At 68.9% G+C, this 17,702-nt stretch carries 17 protein-coding genes; 7 read left to right on the plus strand and 10 right to left on the minus strand.

What is annotated here, in order from left to right; genetic code table 11:
* Window positions 1–61 precede the first annotated feature (61 nt).
* Both AUL34_RS05120 and AUL34_RS05125 read right to left on the minus strand, forming a co-directional pair.
* Entirely contained in the window at window positions 62–1,159 is a 1,098-nt protein-coding gene (locus AUL34_RS05120; protein WP_061931864.1) for an aldo/keto reductase, read from the minus strand.
* A gap of 18 nt (window positions 1,160–1,177) precedes the next feature.
* Window positions 1,178–2,161, minus strand: a complete 984-nt coding sequence (locus AUL34_RS05125) for an MBL fold metallo-hydrolase (protein WP_061931865.1) — start codon at window positions 2,159–2,161, stop codon at window positions 1,178–1,180.
* A gap of 134 nt (window positions 2,162–2,295) precedes the next feature.
* Between AUL34_RS05125 and AUL34_RS05130 the strand changes: the two genes are divergently transcribed.
* Window positions 2,296–3,231 carry a LysR family transcriptional regulator gene (locus AUL34_RS05130; RefSeq protein WP_061931868.1) on the plus strand — a complete coding sequence of 312 codons (936 nt, stop codon included), beginning with the start codon at window positions 2,296–2,298 and terminating at the stop codon, window positions 3,229–3,231.
* Here the strand turns inward: AUL34_RS05130 and AUL34_RS05135 are convergent.
* The 5 genes from AUL34_RS05135 to AUL34_RS05155 form a co-directional block, all read right to left on the minus strand.
* Window positions 3,221–3,883 carry a class I SAM-dependent methyltransferase gene (locus AUL34_RS05135; protein WP_061931869.1) on the minus strand — a complete coding sequence of 221 codons (663 nt, stop codon included), beginning with the start codon at window positions 3,881–3,883 and terminating at the stop codon, window positions 3,221–3,223. The two genes, AUL34_RS05130 and AUL34_RS05135, sit on opposite strands and share 11 nt — an antisense overlap.
* Window positions 3,884–3,930: 47 nt before the next feature.
* On the minus strand, window positions 3,931–4,560 hold the full coding sequence (locus AUL34_RS05140) for a DedA family protein (RefSeq protein ID WP_061931871.1): 630 nt from the start codon (window positions 4,558–4,560) through the stop codon (window positions 3,931–3,933).
* Window positions 4,561–4,562: 2 nt separating this feature from the next.
* Complete coding sequence (locus AUL34_RS05145) at window positions 4,563–5,534, minus strand: SDR family oxidoreductase (RefSeq protein WP_061931873.1); 972 nt, start codon at window positions 5,532–5,534, stop codon at window positions 4,563–4,565.
* A gap of 83 nt (window positions 5,535–5,617) precedes the next feature.
* A complete protein-coding gene (locus AUL34_RS05150) occupies window positions 5,618–7,942 on the minus strand; it encodes a molybdopterin cofactor-binding domain-containing protein (protein WP_082653181.1) in 2,325 nt (774 codons plus the stop codon).
* 11 nt (window positions 7,943–7,953) lie between these two features.
* A complete protein-coding gene (locus AUL34_RS05155; RefSeq protein ID WP_061931877.1) occupies window positions 7,954–8,418 on the minus strand; it encodes a (2Fe-2S)-binding protein in 465 nt (154 codons plus the stop codon).
* 842 nt (window positions 8,419–9,260) lie between these two features.
* Between AUL34_RS05155 and AUL34_RS05165 the strand changes: the two genes are divergently transcribed.
* The 3 genes from AUL34_RS05165 (at window position 9,261) to AUL34_RS05175 (ending at window position 12,442) form a co-directional block, all read left to right on the plus strand.
* Complete coding sequence (locus tag AUL34_RS05165) at window positions 9,261–9,992, plus strand: response regulator (protein WP_061931881.1); 732 nt, start codon at window positions 9,261–9,263, stop codon at window positions 9,990–9,992.
* On the plus strand, window positions 9,989–11,407 hold the full coding sequence (locus AUL34_RS05170; protein ID WP_061931883.1) for an ATP-binding protein: 1,419 nt from the start codon (window positions 9,989–9,991) through the stop codon (window positions 11,405–11,407). The genes AUL34_RS05165 and AUL34_RS05170 overlap by 4 nt, the downstream gene beginning before the upstream one ends.
* Window positions 11,408–11,512: 105 nt before the next feature.
* Entirely contained in the window at window positions 11,513–12,442 is a 930-nt protein-coding gene (locus AUL34_RS05175) for a LysR family transcriptional regulator (protein ID WP_192845688.1), read from the plus strand.
* A 14-nt stretch (window positions 12,443–12,456) separates the two neighbouring features.
* Here AUL34_RS05175 and AUL34_RS05180 read toward each other — a convergent pair whose 3' ends face one another.
* Both AUL34_RS05180 and AUL34_RS05185 read right to left on the minus strand, forming a co-directional pair.
* Window positions 12,457–12,846, minus strand: a complete 390-nt coding sequence (locus tag AUL34_RS05180) for a hypothetical protein (RefSeq protein WP_061931887.1) — start codon at window positions 12,844–12,846, stop codon at window positions 12,457–12,459.
* Window positions 12,847–13,059: 213 nt separating this feature from the next.
* Entirely contained in the window at window positions 13,060–13,971 is a 912-nt protein-coding gene (locus AUL34_RS05185) for an AraC family transcriptional regulator (RefSeq protein WP_192845689.1), read from the minus strand.
* A 77-nt stretch (window positions 13,972–14,048) separates the two neighbouring features.
* On the opposite strand from AUL34_RS05185, the gene AUL34_RS05190 reads away from it, so the two are divergent.
* Window positions 14,049–14,786 (plus strand): SDR family oxidoreductase, encoded by a 738-nt coding sequence (locus AUL34_RS05190; RefSeq protein WP_061931891.1) that lies wholly within the window; start codon window positions 14,049–14,051, stop codon window positions 14,784–14,786.
* Between the two features lie 237 nt (window positions 14,787–15,023).
* Window positions 15,024–15,242, plus strand: a complete 219-nt coding sequence (locus tag AUL34_RS05195) for a hypothetical protein (RefSeq protein ID WP_061931894.1) — start codon at window positions 15,024–15,026, stop codon at window positions 15,240–15,242.
* 180 nt (window positions 15,243–15,422) lie between these two features.
* Here AUL34_RS05195 and AUL34_RS05200 read toward each other — a convergent pair whose 3' ends face one another.
* Window positions 15,423–16,355, minus strand: a complete 933-nt coding sequence (locus tag AUL34_RS05200) for a DMT family transporter (protein ID WP_061931896.1) — start codon at window positions 16,353–16,355, stop codon at window positions 15,423–15,425.
* A 351-nt stretch (window positions 16,356–16,706) separates the two neighbouring features.
* Between AUL34_RS05200 and iolG the strand changes: the two genes are divergently transcribed.
* Window positions 16,707–17,702: an inositol 2-dehydrogenase gene (gene iolG, locus AUL34_RS05205; protein WP_061931898.1), complete on the plus strand. Its 996-nt coding sequence runs from the start codon at window positions 16,707–16,709 to the stop codon at window positions 17,700–17,702.

The raw sequence follows: 17,702 nt of genomic DNA on the forward strand, positions 1-17,702 counted from the left end.
CGTCCGCCAGCCGGTCGGGCACGCTCGCCTCGGCTGCGTGCCCTCGCTGATGCGGCTGCCGTCAGTCTGCGAGGCGTTCGCGGGCCGCGGCCTGCGCCTGACGGATCTGCCCGCGGTAGAGGTCATCCTTTCCGGGATACCACGCCATGGATCCGATCGCGTCGAAGCCGGGGATGGTCTCCATGTGGCGCACCATTCGCTGCCGCATGGCCGCACCGGGAAGGGCACCGCGCAATGCGCCGAGATTGTCGCTCATGTGGTCGGGGTCGGAGGTCCCGCACAGAACGCACGTCACGGCCGGATGGGCGATGACCCATTTCAGGAAGAACTGGGCCCAGCTCCGCGTGCCGAACTCGGCAGCGAAGTCCGGCACCGGATGCCCCCTGGTCACATGCATCAGCCGCGCCTTCTCCAGAGGAAGGTTGACGAGGACCCCGACGCCCCGTTCGGCCGCCGCGGGCAGGAGCCGCGCCTCCGCCGTCCGGTTGAAGATCGAATAGTTCGTCTGGACCATGTCGACCTCGCCTCGTTCCACGATCGCGGCGAGGTCGTCCTGGTAGCCGGACTCGTGATGCGTGACGCCGACATGGCCGATCAACCCTTCCCTCCGCCACGCCTGGAGAAGCGGCAGGACGACGGGCGCGTTGGTCAGGCTGTGGCATTGCATGAGGTCGATGGTGGAACGCCAGACGCGCAGCTGGGAGCGCTCGAGACTTTCGCTCGCGTGTCCGGTGTCGCCGAGATAGTCGCCGGTGGCCCAGATCTTGTTGGCGAGGAAGACGTCCGAGGCATCTGGCATTTCCGAGAGGATCGCGCCGACCGTCGTCTCCGCCGAGCCGTAGAGCGGCGAGGTATCGACGACGCCGCCACCGCCCGCGACGAAGCGCGCCGCCACGTCGCGCAGGCGGTCGCGCGGGTCTCCCGGCAGGAGATCGAAGGTCAGGAACGTGCCGAGCCCCAAGGTGGCCAACTCGCGACCCGTTCGCCCGATCCGCCGTGTGATCACGGGTTCGGTGGTTTCCTGCTCCGGCGCCCGCGCCGGCGCTGGTGCCTGGGCGCCGGCCTGCCCCGCACCCGCCAGCGTGGCACCTGCCGCCGCGGCTCCCGCGGCGGCGCCGAGGAAGCGTCTCCTGTCCATTCGCAGCGAATCCGTCGTCATCGCGCGTCGCTCCCGTTTTCAGAACTGCCAACCGGAGGGGACCCAGGCGTAGCCCGTGTCCGTCCGCAGGATCCGGCCGAGACCGGGGAAGGGGAAGTGGAAGCCGAGGACCAGCATGCAGTCGGCGGCCGCCCGGTCGAAGATGCGGCGGCGCGCGGCGGCAGCGGTCTCGCCGTCGCGGTCGGGACCCGGCCGCCAGGGCCGGTCGATGTTGACCACCGGATGGTAGGCGAGGTCGGCCGTCAGAAGGAGCTGGTCGTTGCCGGACTGGACGAGGAAGGCCGCCATGCCCGGCGTGTGGCCGGCCGCCACGATCGTGGACAGTCCCGGCACGAGCTCCGCGCCCGCCTCGTAGAACTCGACATGGCGCGCCACCGGCTCGACGCTGCGCTTGATGTTGGCGGCGAAGCGCTGTCGGAACTCCGGCGGGACCGGCATGTAGGACAGGTCCGGCTCGCTCTCGACGAAGAAGGCCCAGTCGGCGCGCGGCACCATGACCGTGGCGTTCGGGAAAGCCCGCTCGCCCGCCTCGGTGCTGAGATTGCCGACGTGGTCCGGATGGGTGTGCGAGATCACGACGAGATCGATGTCCGCGGCCGAGACGCCGGCGGCGCGCAGGTTGTCGAACAGCCGGGCACCGTTCGGACCCATCGTCGTTCCGGCGCCGGCCTCGAGGAGGATGCGGCGACCGCCGGTTTCGAGAAGGAGCGTGTTGAGGTTCAGCGTCATGAAGTCGGTCGGCAGGAAAGCCTGCCGCAGAACGGCTTCCAGCTCCGCTTCCGGCGCATCGCCGGCATAGACCCTCGGCGGCCCGCCGATCACGCCGTCGCTGACGACCGTGGCGGCGATCTCGCCGATGCGGAAGCGATAGAGGCCGGCGTTTCCGGCCGGCGGCCTGGCGTCCTGCGCCAGCGCGGCCGGCGCGAAGGGCGCCCCGGCCAGGGCGCCGGCGGTGCCGGCCACGGCGCCCAGCATGATCCTGCGTCTGTTCATCGTGAGCATTCGTCGCTCCTCTCTGCGGAATGGTCGCACTGCACCGACCGCTTCGGTCGCTGCGGCTGGAGGGCAGGGTGACGGAGTGGCTCCGTTTCGATAAGCCGATCAAACACGAGCAAGCTGATCGCCTGAGGTGAGCAATGGTCCCCGTCCGTCTCGACCATCTGGAGGTCTTTGCCGCCATCGTGCGTGCGGGAGGGTTCCGCGCCGCGGCGGCGGAGCGCGGCGTCTCCTCGTCCGTCATCAGCCAGACGATGAATGCGCTCGAAGCGTCGCTCGGACTGCGGCTCCTCAACCGGACGACGCGCAGCGTCGCGCCGACGGAAGCGGGCGAGCGCCTTCTGCAGCGCCTCCAGCCCGCGCTGGAGGACGTCCGCCATGCGCTGGTCGAGCTCGGGCAGCTGCGCGACGTTCCCTCCGGCCAGATCCGCATCAACGCGCCGGGGCCTGCGGTGGACCACGTCCTGTGCCCGCTCGCCTTCGCGTTCATGGACCGGTATCGCGAGGTCAGCATCGAACTCGTCAGCGACGCCGCCATCGTCGACATCGTGGCGCAGGGGTTCGACGCGGGCGTACGGTTCGGCCGGCAGCTGGCGCAGGACATGATCGCGGTGCCGCTCGGGCCGCCGTTGCGTTACGCGATCGTCGCCTCTCCGGACTATGTGAACCGGCGCGATCGCCCCGTGGTGCCGTCCGATCTCGTTCTCCACGACTGCATCCGACGCCGCTATCCCGGCGGGACGCTTTCGACCTGGGCCTTCGAGAAAGCCAGGGAATCCCTCGAGATCGAGCCACAAGGACGACTGACGCTCAGCTCCGCCCAACAGGAGCTGCAGGCGGCCGTCGCCGGCCAGGGGATCGCGCATGTCTTCGAGGACTACGCCCGCGACGCGCTGGCGGACGGCAGGCTGGTCGAGCTTCTGGCCGACTGGAGCCCGAGCCTGCCGAGCTGGTTCCTCTACTATCCGAACCGCCGCCACAGCAGCGCGGCCATGCGCGCGTTCGTCGATTTCGTGCGCGAGCGGTCCCGGTACGTCGGCGTTCGGGACGAAGGCGATCACGAGGCTACGCGCTAGCCGCGCTTTCCGACGCCGACACACGCTCCGATGCGCGGTCATGCGGTGGCGCCCCCTTGCGACGGATCCGGTAGACGGCGGCCGGCGGGATGTTGGCGAGCGTCCGGCCGACGCGCGTTGCTTCGAGGTCGAGGCGTGCGAGGATCTCGGGGCGGACCGGGCACCGGGGCCCGTAGGTGAACTGGTGGAACGCACCGTCCGGTGCCATGCGGTCGAACGACCCTTTCAGGATCGCCAGAACCTGGCGCGGCGGCATGGAGAGCACGGGCAATCCGCTCACGACCGCGCCGATGGGCCGATCACAGAACGGTGCGTGCGTTCGCAGCCGCGCGGCATCCATGCAGAGCGTGCGCACATCCGGGAACCGGAGCCGCAGCGCCTCGGCAAAGTCCGGTTGCGCCTCCACGAGGACGAGGTCCTCCGGTCTGACGCCGCGTTCGAGCAAAGCCCGCGTGAAGACGCCCGTGCCGGGTCCAAGTTCGACCACAGGTCCGGTCCGTTCGCACAGGCCGGAGGTGATGAGGCGACCCAGGGCCTGGCTCGACGGCGCGACGGCGGCCACCCGCAGCGGGTCTTGCAGCCATGCCCGGAAGAAGCCGAAGGCGTCCGCGAGCGGCCGTGGCGGCGTCGCGTAGGGGATCGCGGCGGCCATGGCCGTGGGTTCGGTGGACCGGGCGCACCAGCGCTCCGACGACGGGCTCACCATGACGCACCGCCGGTCCGGCGCCGGCCGGGAAGGCGTCGCGCGTTCAGAAACATCGTCGCCTGCGCTGCGAGGAGGCAGCCGAGAGCCACGAGCGCCAGAACCGTGGTGTTCGCGTCGCGCACCGAATGGGACGCCAGGAAGCCGGCGCCGATGAAGAGCCCGTTCCAGACCGCGATGCCGGCGCTCGATGCGAGGAGGAAGCCGAGCGAGCGGCCCGGCAGAAGGCCCGCGAAGGTCGGGGCGAACAGGCGCACGGTGGGAAGCAGCTGGAACGAGAAGGCCAGCGCCGTCCGGTTCCGGCGATAGGCCGCGATGCGGCGCTCGACCCGGTCGCCCGGCATTCCAAGGTATCCGCCGGCGCGTTCGAGGAAGCGCAGCGACCGCTCTTCGCCGACGCCTCTCACGGCATAGAAGCACGCGGCGCACCCCAAGGCGCTGCCGAGGGTGGTGGCGGCGAAAGCCGTCGGCAGGGCCCAGGCACCCTCCGCGGAGGAGATGCCGATTGCCAGCAGCATGCCGTAGGACGGCATGATCGGCACGAAGCGCTCGGCAAGGCCGAAGGCGAAGAGGCCGAGCGATCCGTAGACCGTGATGCAGGCCATGAGGTTTGCGAGCGGATCCATGCTCAGCCCCCATGCTCTGGGATGGTGAGGAAGGCGATCAGCGGCGTGACGTCGGGTCCACCGAAGCGAAGGCCGATGAGATCCTCGGAGACGTCCCAGAGTCGCTTGCCCACGTGAGCGGCAAGAGCGGCCGTCGGCAACTTCGCCTCCGTGGGATAGCCGCGCGTTTCGGCGAGCCTGTGCGGACCGTAGTAGCCGCCCCCACGAACCTCGGTTGCGGTCGCCGCGAACAGGGTGGGCAGGGCGCCCTGGGCGGCGGGCTGGAACAGGAAGGGCAGGAGCGAGCGCACGATGCCTTGCGGGCTGCGACGGCCCGGCGCGTTGTGGAGAAGATCCGTACGCGAGACGCCGGGATGGGCGGCGATGCTCGCGATGCCCCATCCGGCCTCGTCGCTTCGCCGCTGAAGCTCGAGAGCGAACATCAGGCAGGCGAGCTTCGACTGCGCATAGACCGCCATGGGCTTGTAGCTGCGCTCGGCCTGGAGGTCGGCGAAATCGATGCGGCCGCTGCGCGCCGCGACGCTGGAGAGCGACACGACGCGCGGATCGCTTCCCTTGCGAAGCAGGGGCAGCAGATGCGACGTCAGGGCGAAATGTCCGAGATAGTTGGTCCCGAACTGAAGCTCGAACCCGTCGCTCGTGGTCTGCCGGTGCGGCGGCGTCATGACTCCGGCGTTGTTGATCAGCACATCGATGCTGTCTCGACTGTCGGAGAGACGCCGACCGAACCGGGCGACGGAGGCGAGATCGCCGAGGTCGAGGGGTTCGAAGCTGACCTTGGCGTCGGGCACGATCCGCAGGATGCGCGTGACGGCGTCCGATCCCTTGGCGGGATTGCGACCCGCGACGATGACATCCGCTTCGGCTCGCGCCAATGCCAGTGCCGTCTCGAAGCCGAGGCCCCCGGTTCCCGTTACGACGGCGGTGGTGCCGCGTTGCGAGGGCATGTTCCTGGCGGTCCAATGGTTGCTCATCGTCGTCTCCTTCTGCGGTGTCGGTTCGGGGAGAGAGGGGAAGGCGTTCGCGCCCGGCCTGCGGCGCCGGACATCGCGGACGCTCAAGTTGCGGCGGCGTCCGTCTTCAGGACGGAGCGGGTGCGTCTCACGCCGATGGTCTCGGTCGTGGCGAAGGGGAGCGATCGCAGGCGCCGCCCGGTCGCCGCGAAGATCGCGTTGCCGATCGCGGCGGCGGTCGGAACGATGCCTGGCTCCCCCGCGCCGCCGGGCCCGAGCGTGCTGTCGACGAGCGCAACGGAGATCCGGGGCGCGTTGGCGATGCGCTGGACGGGGAAATCGTGGAAGTTCGTCTCCACCACCGCGCCGTCGTCGAGCGTGATCGTGCTCATCAGAGCGGTGGTGACGCCGAAGACGATGCCGCCTTCCATCTGGGCGACCACGGCATCGGGATTGATCACCGTTCCCACGTCGATGGCGCAGAACACGTGGTCGACCGTGACCTCGCCGTCCGCGGCGACCGTGACTTCGGCGACCTGTGCGATGACGCTGCGATAGCACGCCTCGATCGCGATCCCGCGTCCGCGCCCCGGTGCCATCGCGGTTCCCCAACCGGCGAGCGAGGCCACCGTGTCGAGGACCGCGAGATGACGCGGATCGTCGCGCAGGAGCGCGCGTCGGTAGGCCAGCGGATCCGCGCCGACTTTGGCCGCGCATTCGTCGATGAAGCTCTCGGCGAAGAAGGTGTTGAAGGAGTAGCCGTTCGATCGCCACAGGCCGATCGGCATGTGGCTCGCGACGTCCCGGCTGCGCACCCGGCGCGCGGGAATGGCGTAGTGCGCCTTCTCCAGCCCCTCCACCGTCAGCCTGTCGCCGTCCGGCCCGGGCTTGATGGGCAGGTTGCGCTCGGCGACGGACTGGATGACCGATTGCGCCGCCACCGTGGCGTCGTAGGCGATGGGGAGCCCGTCGGATCCGAGGGCCATGCGCAGCCTCGCCGCCGCATGGCTGCGGAAGAGGCCCCTCGCGATATCCTCCTCCCGGGACCAGATCAGCTTGACCGGCCGTCCCGGATGCCGCGCGGCGAGGAAGGCCGCCTCGGTGACCACGTCCTGGTCGCTGCGGCGGCCGAACGCGCCGCCGTTCATCGTGACGTTGCAGGTGACCGAGGTCGGCTCGGTGCCCGCCCAGCCCATGCCCGTGCCGACGCCGACCCGGATGCTGAGCGGCCCCTGCGAGGGGACCCAGGCTTCGGCCGACCCGTCCGCGCGCAGGACGACGGTGGCATTAAGCGGCTCCATGCAGGCATGGGCGACGAACGGTACGCGGTAGTCCGCTTCCACGAGCGATGCGGACGGGTCACCGAACGCGATGTCGACGTCGCCTTCGAGAAGATGCTCGTGCGGATCGTCCGCGGAGAGCGCGCCGAGAAGCCGCGTCGAGAGGTCGAGGCTCGAAACCGCGTCGGCCTCGGTGCGGGTCCAGGCGACGTCGAGCTGCCAAGCCGCCTGTTCGGCCTGCCACCACGAAGCGGCGACGATGGCGACGTGGCGACCGTCGACGACCGCAAGATCGATCACGCCGGGCAGAGCGCGGACCGCCGCCTCGTTGCGCACGTGGTCGACCCCGGCGCCGAAGACCGGCCCGTGTCGGATCGCGGCGTGGAGCATGTCCGGCAGAACCACGTCCATGCCGAACACGGGCGCGCCGCGAACCTTGGCGGGAAGGTCGACGCGCGGCTGCGAGCGTCCGATCAGCCGCCATTGGTCGGCGGGCTTGAGCACGATGTCGTGGGGCGGCGCAAGCACGGCGGCGTCGCGTGCGAGCTCGCCGTACGGGATGCTGCGCCCTGAGCCAGCGTGACGGACGAAGCCGTCGCCCGTCGTCAGGGTCTCCACCGGGACGGCGAGACGGGCGGCGCCAGCCTCGAGAAGCATGTGCCGGGCCGAGGCGCCCGCGACGCGCATCGGATGCCACATCGCGATGGTGGATCCCGACGCGCCCGTGGAAATGAAGCCGAGCTGCCCGAGCACCCGCCGGGCCAACCACACCACCGGCCCGCTCGCCTCCTCCGGCCGGACCTGCAGGACGTTCGTCCAGGTCGAGTAGGCCGGATGCGGTTCGGTCGGGAAGACCACGCTCAGCCTGTCGTCCATGGGAACGTCGAGTTCCTCCGCGACCAGCATGGCCAGGCCCGTGTGAATGCCCTGACCCATTTCGGCCCGTGGGACCTGCACCACGATCCGGCCGTCGTCGTGGATCGTCAGGAAGGCGTTGAGGGCGGCTTGCTCGCCCTCGGCATGCCCCGACAGCCCATCGACGTCGACGGTTGCGAGGTAGCCGATGCCGCCGACCGCGGCGACGAGGGCGGTGCCTCCGAGGGCCGCGCCTGTGAGTAGGAAGGTGCGGCGGGACAGAAGGTTCGGCATCGCGGAGATCCTCAAGCCTGCGAGCGCGCCGCCGCGGCGCGATGGATGGCGCGGCGGATGCGCGGATAGGTCCCGCATCGGCAGATGTTGGTGATAGCGTCGTCGATCTCGGCGTCGCTCGGGTTCGGCACGCGGTCGAGAAGCGCGGTGACGGCGACGAGGAAGCCGGGCTGGCAGAAGCCGCATTGCGGCACCTGCTCGTCGATCCAGGCCTGTTGCACAGGAGAAAGCGCACCGTCGGCGCCGGAAAGCCCTTCCACCGTCACGACCGTGGCGTCCGCGACCTCGCCGAGCGTGATCGCGCAGGATGGGGTGGACTCCCCGTTCACGAGGACGCGGCAGGCCCCGCACTGCGATGCGCCGCAGCCGTACTTGGTGCCGCGGAACCCGAGGTCTTCCCGCAGCACCCAGAGGAGGGGCTTGTCCTGCGGAGCGGTGACGGTCCGGAGCGTGCCGTTGACGTTGACGGGTGGCATGGGATCTCCAATGGCTGGGGCCGACGCATCGACGCGCCGTTGGGTTGCGGTGGCGCAAAGCGGGCGCGACCGGTCGCACCGATGCCGGCGCGCGGCGCGATCCAGCGCCTGCGGTCGATCGGCTTGCACACGAGGCGCGAGGTCACGCCCGGGCTATGATGTCCTCTGGATGGGTTCCCTGCCCCCTTCACGCCGGGGGGCCGGGCCGCCGAACCACGCCGCGAACGCGATCGCGTCCGTTGCAAGGTTCGGGGCTACTGAATGGGGCCGTCGAGCTTTGGTTCGTCCGTCCGATCACTCCGACGGGCGGCGAGCATCCGCCGATGAGGACGACCGTCCGTCACCGTGGGGAGCGAGGGCTGATGCCGTTCCGTCTCATCTGCCGGGTGGTCGGCTTCAACGCCGGCAGGCCTGTCGTCTCGGACAAGAGGGAAGAGCAGGGCGAGAACCGAGCTGATGGGCAGGTCACTGAGGGCGAAGGGAGCGTCGTTCGCCGCTTTCGAGCGTGTCATGGCGCATGCTTCTCCGTATCGTTTCGAACATGGTGAACGTGGATCTCTCGAGGATCCACGGCTCCGGACGCCGTCTGCCAGTGCGGCAAGGCCGCCGGGGCAGTCCGGGGAGGCGACGACGGTTGGCCTCGTCGCTTCGAGAGGCAAGTTAACCGTGTCCTGTCGTCTGGCTGTGTCGGCATCGTCCTCTATTGTCGCGAATTGTATCGGCGGAATGCTGCAAAGCCCTCCGCCGTCGCGCGGGCTGACACATTACGCGACAGTTTTCTTCGGGCATTCTGCAGGAACCTTCCGTATGCATTGCTTGCGAACCAGCAACCGGGGCAGTCCATGGAGTCCGTTCCACATATAGCGGTCGTCGACGACCATCGGGACATCCGCGATCTCGTCGGCAAATACCTTCAGCAACAGGGCTACCGGGTGAGCCTTGCCGAGAGCGGCGCCGCGCTGCGGCGTCTCCTCGATCGCGGCGCCATCGATCTCATCGTGCTCGACGTCATGATGCCGGGCGAGGACGGGCTCTCGGTGTGTCGCGAGCTGAGGGGCGGCTCGCGCAGCGGGGTCGGCATTCCCATCATCTTCCTGACCGCGCGCCGCGACGAGACCGACCGCATCGTCGGCCTCGAACTCGGCGCCGACGATTATCTCGTGAAGCCCTTCTCGCCGCGGGAGCTCCTGGCGCGCATCAAGGCGGTCCTGCGCCGGGTGCGGGAGCTTCCGCCGCAGGCGGCCGCGCGCAGCGCCGGAATGATGCGGTTCGACCGCTGGGTCCTCAACCTCGCCCGGCGCGAGCTGCAGGGCGACGACGGGATCGGGGTTCCCCTGTCGACCGCCGAGTTCCGCCTGCTCAAGGTCCTGATCGAACGCCCCGGCGTCGTCCTCAGCCGCGACCAGCTTCTCGACCTGACGGTGGGCCGCGAGGCCGACCCGTTCGACCGCTCGATCGACAACCAGATCAGCCGCCTTCGCCGCAAGGTGGAGGCCGACCCGAAGAACCCGGTGATCATCCAGACCCATCGCGGCGGCGGCTACAGCTTCATGCCGGAGGTCACGGCGCCATGAGCCGCATCCTGCACTGGTGGCACAGAAGCCTGACGGTCCAGCTCCTCGGCTCGATGCTGATCGCGCTGTTCGCATCGCAGTCGATCGGCATCTGGATTTCCTGGGGCAAGTTCCAGGCCGACATGCAGACGGCCGCGCGGACCGAACTCGCCAGTCGCGCCGCCGCGGTCGCCAGGCTCATCGAGTCCTCGTCCGACGACGTCCAGTCGGGTATCGCGCGGGTCAACAGCACGGAATACACGCGCTTCTGGATCTCGCGCGACGTCGCCCCCGATCTGCAGAGCTGGGTGCACGAAGCGGCCGAGCGCTTCGAGGTGCCGCTGCGCGTTCTCCTGAACGGGGCCCCGTCCGGTGCATCCGGAGCGGTCGATCCGCAATCCAACGGACCGGACGCCGATCTGCCGACGATCGACGCGACCTGGACGAGGGCGGTTCCGGGGCAGACCGATCTGCCACCCCAGGCGGTCTATCTCGACTATGCCGAGCGCAACGGTGCCGGGGTCATCGTGCCGCTCGGCGACGGGAAGGCCCTGAACGCCGCGTTCTACAAGGAATTCCTGCCGTCGATCTGGAAGACCCATCTGCCGCTCGCCCTGGCGCTGACGGCCATCCTCGTTTCGATGGTCGCCATGGTGATCCTTCACGGGGTCTCGGGGCCGCTGCGCCAGCTGACCAAGGCCGCCGACACACTGGGACGTGGCGAGGCCGTGCCGCCCCTCAAGGCGTGCGGCACCGACGATGTCCGCCGCACGGCGGAAGCCTTCAACCGCATGCAGGAGCGCCTGCATCGGTTCGTCGAGGACAGGACGCGCATGCTGGCAGCGATCGGCCACGACCTGCGCACGCCCATCACGACGCTGCGCCTGCGAACCGAATTCATCGAGGATGCCGAGCTCAAGGACCGGATGCTGTCGAGCATCGGCGAGCTCGAGGAGATGACGGAGGCCACGCTGTCGCTCGCCCGGCAGGACACGACCAACGAAGCGACCCGGACGATCGACCTGTCCGCGTTGGTCGAGAGCGTCTGCGAGGACCTCGCCGAACTCGGCCAGTCCGTCAACTTCTTGCACGACGAGCGCGTGACCTATCGGTGCCGCCCGGAGAATCTGAAGCGCATGGTTCGCAACATCGTGGAAAACGCCGTGCGCTACGCCGGACATGCCGAGGTTCGTCTCGTGGCGACCCCGTCGGGCGTCGAGATCCTCGTCGAGGACGACGGGCCGGGCATCCCGATCGATCGGATCGAGGACGTCTTCACGCCCTTCGTGCGGCTGGAGGACTCGCGATCTCGCGAGACGGGAGGGGCGGGCCTCGGCCTGCCGATCGCGCGCGCGATCGCGCGCCAGCATGGCGGAGACATCGTGCTGACGCTTCGAAGCCCCGGCCTGCGGGCGACCGCATCGCTGCCGGCGTGAAGCCCGGCGGCAAGGCTTGCCGACATCGATCCGGCTGCTCGAATGGTCGCGAGCGCCGAGCCGATGCCTGACGCAACACCCGAACGCGCGCAAACCGGTCGCGAGATGCTCCAACCTCCATCCGATCCCTCGCTTCTGCAGCTGCGATGCTTCCTGGCGATCGTGGAGACCGCAAGCTTCGCCGAGGCGGGGCGGCGACTGGGGCTTTCCGCCTCCGTCGTGTCCAAGACGATGGCGCGGCTCGAAGCGGCCTACGGCGTCAAGCTCCTGCACCGATCCACCCATGCGGTTTCGCCGACCGATGAGGGACTGGCCCTGATCGAGCCGGCGCGGGCGGCGGCGCGTGCACTCGCCGAGGTCGCGCAGGTGCTCGATCATTCGGGAGAGCGCAGCGGCGGCACGGTGCGGCTGACGGCTCCCGTCGCCTTCATGCGTCACTGCCTCGTCCCGTCGCTGCCGGCGCTGCGCCGGCAGCATCCCGACATCCGCTTCGATCTTCGGGCCAGCAACGAACTTCTGGACCTAGCTGAGCATGGCGTCGACCTGGCGATCCGCACCGGTCCGCTCGACGGCGTTCCGGGCCACGTCCAGGTCCTCTGGTTCGCCTGCCCCTGGGTGGTCTGCGCCGCACCGCGCTATCTGCGAGACCGCGCGCTGCCGGAGACCCCCACGGACTTCGCAAGCCACGACCTCATCGGCTTTCGTGCCAGCGAGGACGGGCTGGTGAGAGCCTGGACCTTCCGCGACCCCGAGACCGCGATGCGCGTTCGAACCGTGCCCGATCCCATCGCCGTCTTCGACGACGGCGAGACGGGCTGGAGAGCCGCGCTCGACGGGCTCGGGATCGCGCGAGCACCTTTGTTCCTCGCTGCCGAGGCGCTGCGCGAGGGGCGCGTCGTGGAACTCCTGCGACCCCGGCGGGACGACGACATGCCGGTCTCGATCCTGCGACGGGACACGCGGCTGACGCCGGCTCGGGTGGAAAGCGTCATCGCCTTCCTCCGGCGCCAGCCGCCTTCGCTTCGGATCGATTGACGGAGGGCGACGCCTCAAGCGGCGCGCGGCATCTCGGTCTGCGCGATCAGCCGCCAGTCCGCCACCGCGGACAGTCGGTGCGGAAGCGCTTCGTCGCGATAGCGCTGGCTCTCCACGATGGCGCGGAAGGCGGCAAGCGACGGGTAGCGCACGATCAGTACGGCATCCCACGCCTCGTCCTCCGGACCTGCCGCAAACCCGGCGACATCGCCCGTCCAGATCGGGCGCACCCCATCGATACCCATGCCCGTGAGGATCGCGCGGAATGCACCGACGTAGTCACAGAAGTAGACGTCCCGGCCGCCGGGCCGGAAGCGAAGCAGGTTGAGCATGTGGACGGGGGTGTCGGCGGGAATGCGCTCGGCGAGCGTGTCGAGCGACGTGGATGCAATGGAATGGTTCATGGGTCGGTCTCCGTTGATGCGGGGGACCGTGCTCGACCGCGGCGCCGGACGGTAGGCGTCCGCGCGGCATCACAGACTTTCCAGATACGGCCGGGACGGTAAGCGAACCGGGTTCGCCGCGTGAGGGGGCGCACGCGCGCGAGGTCCGTCGCCGCAGCCTTCGTCGAACAAACGCCGCCGTGGTCCGGTACGTCTTTCCTTCGCCCTCGATCCTCAGTCCGCGGCGCGCGGGGTGCGTCCCATGGTTCGCTTGTAGGCCTGCGTGAACGCGCTCTGCGAGGCGTAGCCGACCTCTTCCGCCACGGTGGCGACGCTCGATCCCGAGGACAGCTTGCGCCGCGCGAGGACCATTCGCCAGAGTGCGAGGTAGTCCATCGGCGGGCGACCGACGCGCTGCGTGAAACGTTGCGCGAAGGCGGAGCGGGACATGCCGACTTCGCGCGCCAGCATCGGCGCCGTCCAGCGACGGGCAACCTCGCCGTGCATCAGGCCGATCGCCCTGGCGAGGCGAGGATCGGACAGGGCGGCGATCCAGCCGATGTCATCCTTCGATCCCGCCGCGACGAAGGCGCGGACGGCCTCGACGACGAGGATCTCGGCCAGCCGCTCCGCGACCAGCGAACTGCCGATACCCGCATTCCCGATCTCCGCCCGAAGCGACAATAGGGTCCGCGCGATGCCCGCGGCCGCTGGCGACGTCGGGGCGATGCGGAGGAACCGAGGCAGGGCGTCGAGCACGAAAGGAGCGCAGCCACTCGCAAAGGCGCTGCCTCCGCCGATCATGACGGTGTCGCGGCCGTCGCCAAGGCGAACGGCATCATGTCCGGGCGCGGCATAGAGCTCCATGCCGTCGGTCGGCTCCACAGCGGGATCGCTCGCCACCGTGTAGCGCGTGTCGCTGAGGAGGAACACGTCGCCTTCGGCCATCGGTTCGGGTGCTGCGTCCGGAAGGACGAGCCAGCATCGTCCCGTCGTCATCGCGACGAACTTCAGCCGCGCGCGCCCGTCGAAGCGCAGCGCCCAGTCGCCCGAGGCCTCAAGGCTGGTGCCGCGGACACTTCGCGTTCCGAGAAGCGACACGACTTCGGAGAAGGGATCGAGCATGATTTCGGCGGATCGCGACAAGAATGCAGTCAATCGAACATAGAGCCGCTTGCGACGGCGGCCTAGTCTGCGCTTTTGGCAAAGCGAGGACGTCTCTCATGTCGATCGAAAACAAGACCATCGCCCTCACCGGAGCTGGCCGCGGCATCGGCCGGGCCACGGCCCTGCACCTGGCCGCTCGGGGGGCACGTCTGGTGCTGGGCGCGCGCAGCGAGCCGGAGATCGCCGCGGTCGCGGCTGAGATCGAGGCGGCGGGTGGGCACGCGGTGTACCGGACGGTCGACGTCACCCGGCGGGGCGACCTCGCGGCTCTGGTCGATCTTGCCCGCCACCGGTTCGGTCGGCTGGACGTCATCGTCAACAATGCCGGGATCGGCCCCATCTCGCGCTTCGATGCGCTGCAGGTCGAAGACTGGGACGCCATGATCGACGTGAACCTGAAAGGCGCGCTCTACGGCATCGCGGCTGCCTTGCCGCTGTTTACCGCCCAGCGAAGCGGCCATGTCGTGAACGTCGTCTCCACGGCCGGGCTGAAGATCGTCCCGACCATGGGCGTCTACGCCGCCACCAAGAACGCCCTGCGAACGGCGACCGAGGCGCTCCGGCAGGAGTCGGTGGCTGGCATGCGCGTGACGGAGGTCTCGCCCGGCTTCATCGACACGACCTTCGTCGACACCTTGATCAGCGATCCCGCGGTCCGCGAGGAGATCGGGCGCCGCAAGCGCGAACTCGCCATCTCGCCGGACGCCATCGCACGGGCCATCGCCTTCGCGATCGATCAGCCCGACGATGTCGAGATCGGCAGCATCGTGGTGCGGCCGACGGCGCAGGATTGAACGACCACGGACGACCATCTCCGCCTTCGGCCGCCACGTGCGGATCGCAGCCATGTTCTCAAGCTGCATGGAGCGCGCAAGTGCCGACGGGAGGCAGCTGGCATGGGAGCCGGTCGCTGAAAGGCGAAATTCGAAGGACGGTCGACATCCCGCGAGGCGAAACCGTCCCGAAACAACAGGAGGCTACCTACTCCAGTCGAAGGCGCCTGCGCCTTCTGGCTGACGGTCGAGGTTGCCATGTTTTACCTTGATGAAGACGACACGAGAGTGAGCGCGGCGCGCAAGCGCAGTTACATGATCGACGCGATCACCAGATGGCCGTGGTTGACCCCCGTCGACTGCCTGAACTGCGAGACGGACGAGCAGTTCGTCTCCGCGGTGCAACGCGGTTCCCGCGGTTCCGCCGTCGAGATAGCGGCGGAAGTCGCGCTGTGGATGCGCGGGAAGACGTTCTAGGCCTTCGCTTGCTGAGGCCCGGGACGTCGCGACATGCATCGTGTTACCCCAGCATCGCTGTCGAGGCCGCTTCCCGCGCGGTCCCGGCACGGGACGGGTCGGACGATGGTAGGTCTCTGTCTTTGCGAGCTAGCCCCGAGGATCGCGGGGAAGGCGGGGATCGCGTCGAGGTCGGACCCTTCAGGCCGCCGCCATCGCCCGCGAGCGCGACACGGCCCGTTCACGATGGATCACGTAAAGCCCGGACGCCACGATGATGGCGATGCCCGTCCATGTCATACCGGCCGGAAAGTCGCCGAAGAACAGGAAACCGAAGAGAACCGAGGTCACGATCTCCAGGTAGTTCAGCGGCGCCAGCGTGGAGGACGGCGCGAAGGACAGGGCGTATGTCATCGCGAGATGGCTGATCGTGGCGGCGACGCCGACCGCGAGACAAGCCAGCCAGATCGTGCCTCCGGGCACCGTGAAGGTGATCGACGCGACGCCTGCGAGCGTGCCGAGGCCCAGAAGCGGCAGGCACAGGAGGCTTGCGGCCACCGCCGTGTGGAACTGCATGGCGACCGGATGCTGGCGACGGCTCAGCTGCCGCGTCACGAGCATGTAAAGGGCGAAGCAGAAGGCACTGCCGACCGGCAGCAGGGCCGTTGCGCCGAAATGGGTGAACGACGGCTGGATCACGACAACGGTGCCGCAGAAGGCGACGAGCGCTGCCGCGATACGGCGCGGGCCGACCTGCTCCTTCAGGAGGAAACGGCCCATCAGCAGCAGGATGAAGGGGGAAACGAAGGCGATGGCGAGGGCGTCGGCGATGGGCATGACGCGCACGGCCGCAACGAAGCAGAAGGTCGAGCCGATGCCGGCCACCGCGCGCAGCACCGTCAGCGCGACCGCCCGCCCATCGAGCCGGGACGGCAAGCGCATCGCCACGACGATCGGCGCCATTAGGGACGCCTGGACGAGGAACCGCCCGAGGGTCACCGTGCCGGTGGAGACGCTCTGCACCGCGAACTTCGACGCCACGTCGATCAATGGGGCCACGATGCAGAACATCAGCATGAGGGCGATGCCCGGAAGGACCCGATCGGTCGAGGCGGCTGCGGCAGGATGCGACATGGGGCTCATCCGTCCCGGCTATCTCCCCGGCGCGCGCTCGTCCAGCCCGATTTCGGGGACGTCGATTTGGGCGTCGGGTCCTGTCCCCGCAGTTCGGGTTTCCAGTGCCAAGTCGCCCAGTTGGCCGGCAGCCAGCTAGTGATCGGGCGGGGCGAGAAGCCACGACGTCGGTGGATCATTGCAAGGGATTGTAATCGCGCGTCGAGGGAATGTGCGCCTGCCTCTATTCTCACGTTTTGCAAGGCCTTGCACTGCCATTGGCCCGAAGCTACAAATCTGGCGGGGCGCGTCCGCTAGCGGCGCGCGGGGTGGAAACGGGCCGATCCTTCGGTCGAGAGAAAGAACCAGGACATGCGTGTTGCATTGCTCGGTGCGGGTCGCATCGCGGAAGTTCATGCCCGGGGGATCAAGGGTGCGGGTGCCGAGCTGGCGGGCGTCTACGACCTGCGCCGCGAGGCGGCGGAAGCCGTTGCGGGACGCTTCGGCGGCGCCGTCTACGGCGATGTGGACGCTGCCCTGTCCGACCCCGGCATCGATGCCATCGCCATCGCGACGCCGACGGACACGCATGCCGACTATCTCGTGCGCGCGGTGGCGGCCAGGAAGCAGGTCTTCTGCGAGAAGCCGATCGACCTGTCGCTCGCCCGTGCTCTGGAGTGCATGGCTGAGATCGGCGACGCGGCGGACCGCGTGCAGATCGGCTTCAACCGTCGCTTCGACAAGACCTTCTCGCGCCTGCGCGAACGTCTGAGCGAAGGCGCGATCGGCAAGATCGAGAACCTCACCATCATCAGCCGCGATCCCGCGCCCGCGCCGATCGGATATCTCGCCAGTTCCGGCGGCATTCTGAAGGACATGGCGATCCACGACTTCGACATGGCCCGGTTCATCCTGGGCGAGGAGCCGGTCGAGGTCTTCGCGACGGGCTCGGTGCTGGTCGATCCGGAAATCGGCAGCGTTGGCGACCACGACAGCATCAGCGTCGTGATGCGCACGGCGTCGGGGGTCCAGTGCCAGATCCTCAACTCGCGACGTTGCGCCTATGGCTACGACCAGCGCATCGAGGCCTTCGGCGAGAAGGGCTCCCTGCGGGCCGAGAATCCGCTGGTGGATGAGCTGCGCGTCAACCTCGCGACCGGCACGGATACGCGCTCGCAGCTCTCGAACTTCTTCCTCGACCGCTACATGGACGCCTTCGCCGCGCAGTGGGTCAGCTTCTTCTCCACGCTGAAGGCCGGCAAGCCGCCGGCGGTCACCTTCCGCGACGGCCTTCGCGCGCTGGAGTTGGCCGAGGCCGGCAACCGTTCGATCGCCGAAAAGCGCGTGATCGAGGTTCCCGCGCGCTGA

It is taken from the genome of Aureimonas sp. AU22 (assembly GCF_001463745.1).
GTDB lineage: Bacteria > Pseudomonadota > Alphaproteobacteria > Rhizobiales > Rhizobiaceae > Aureimonas.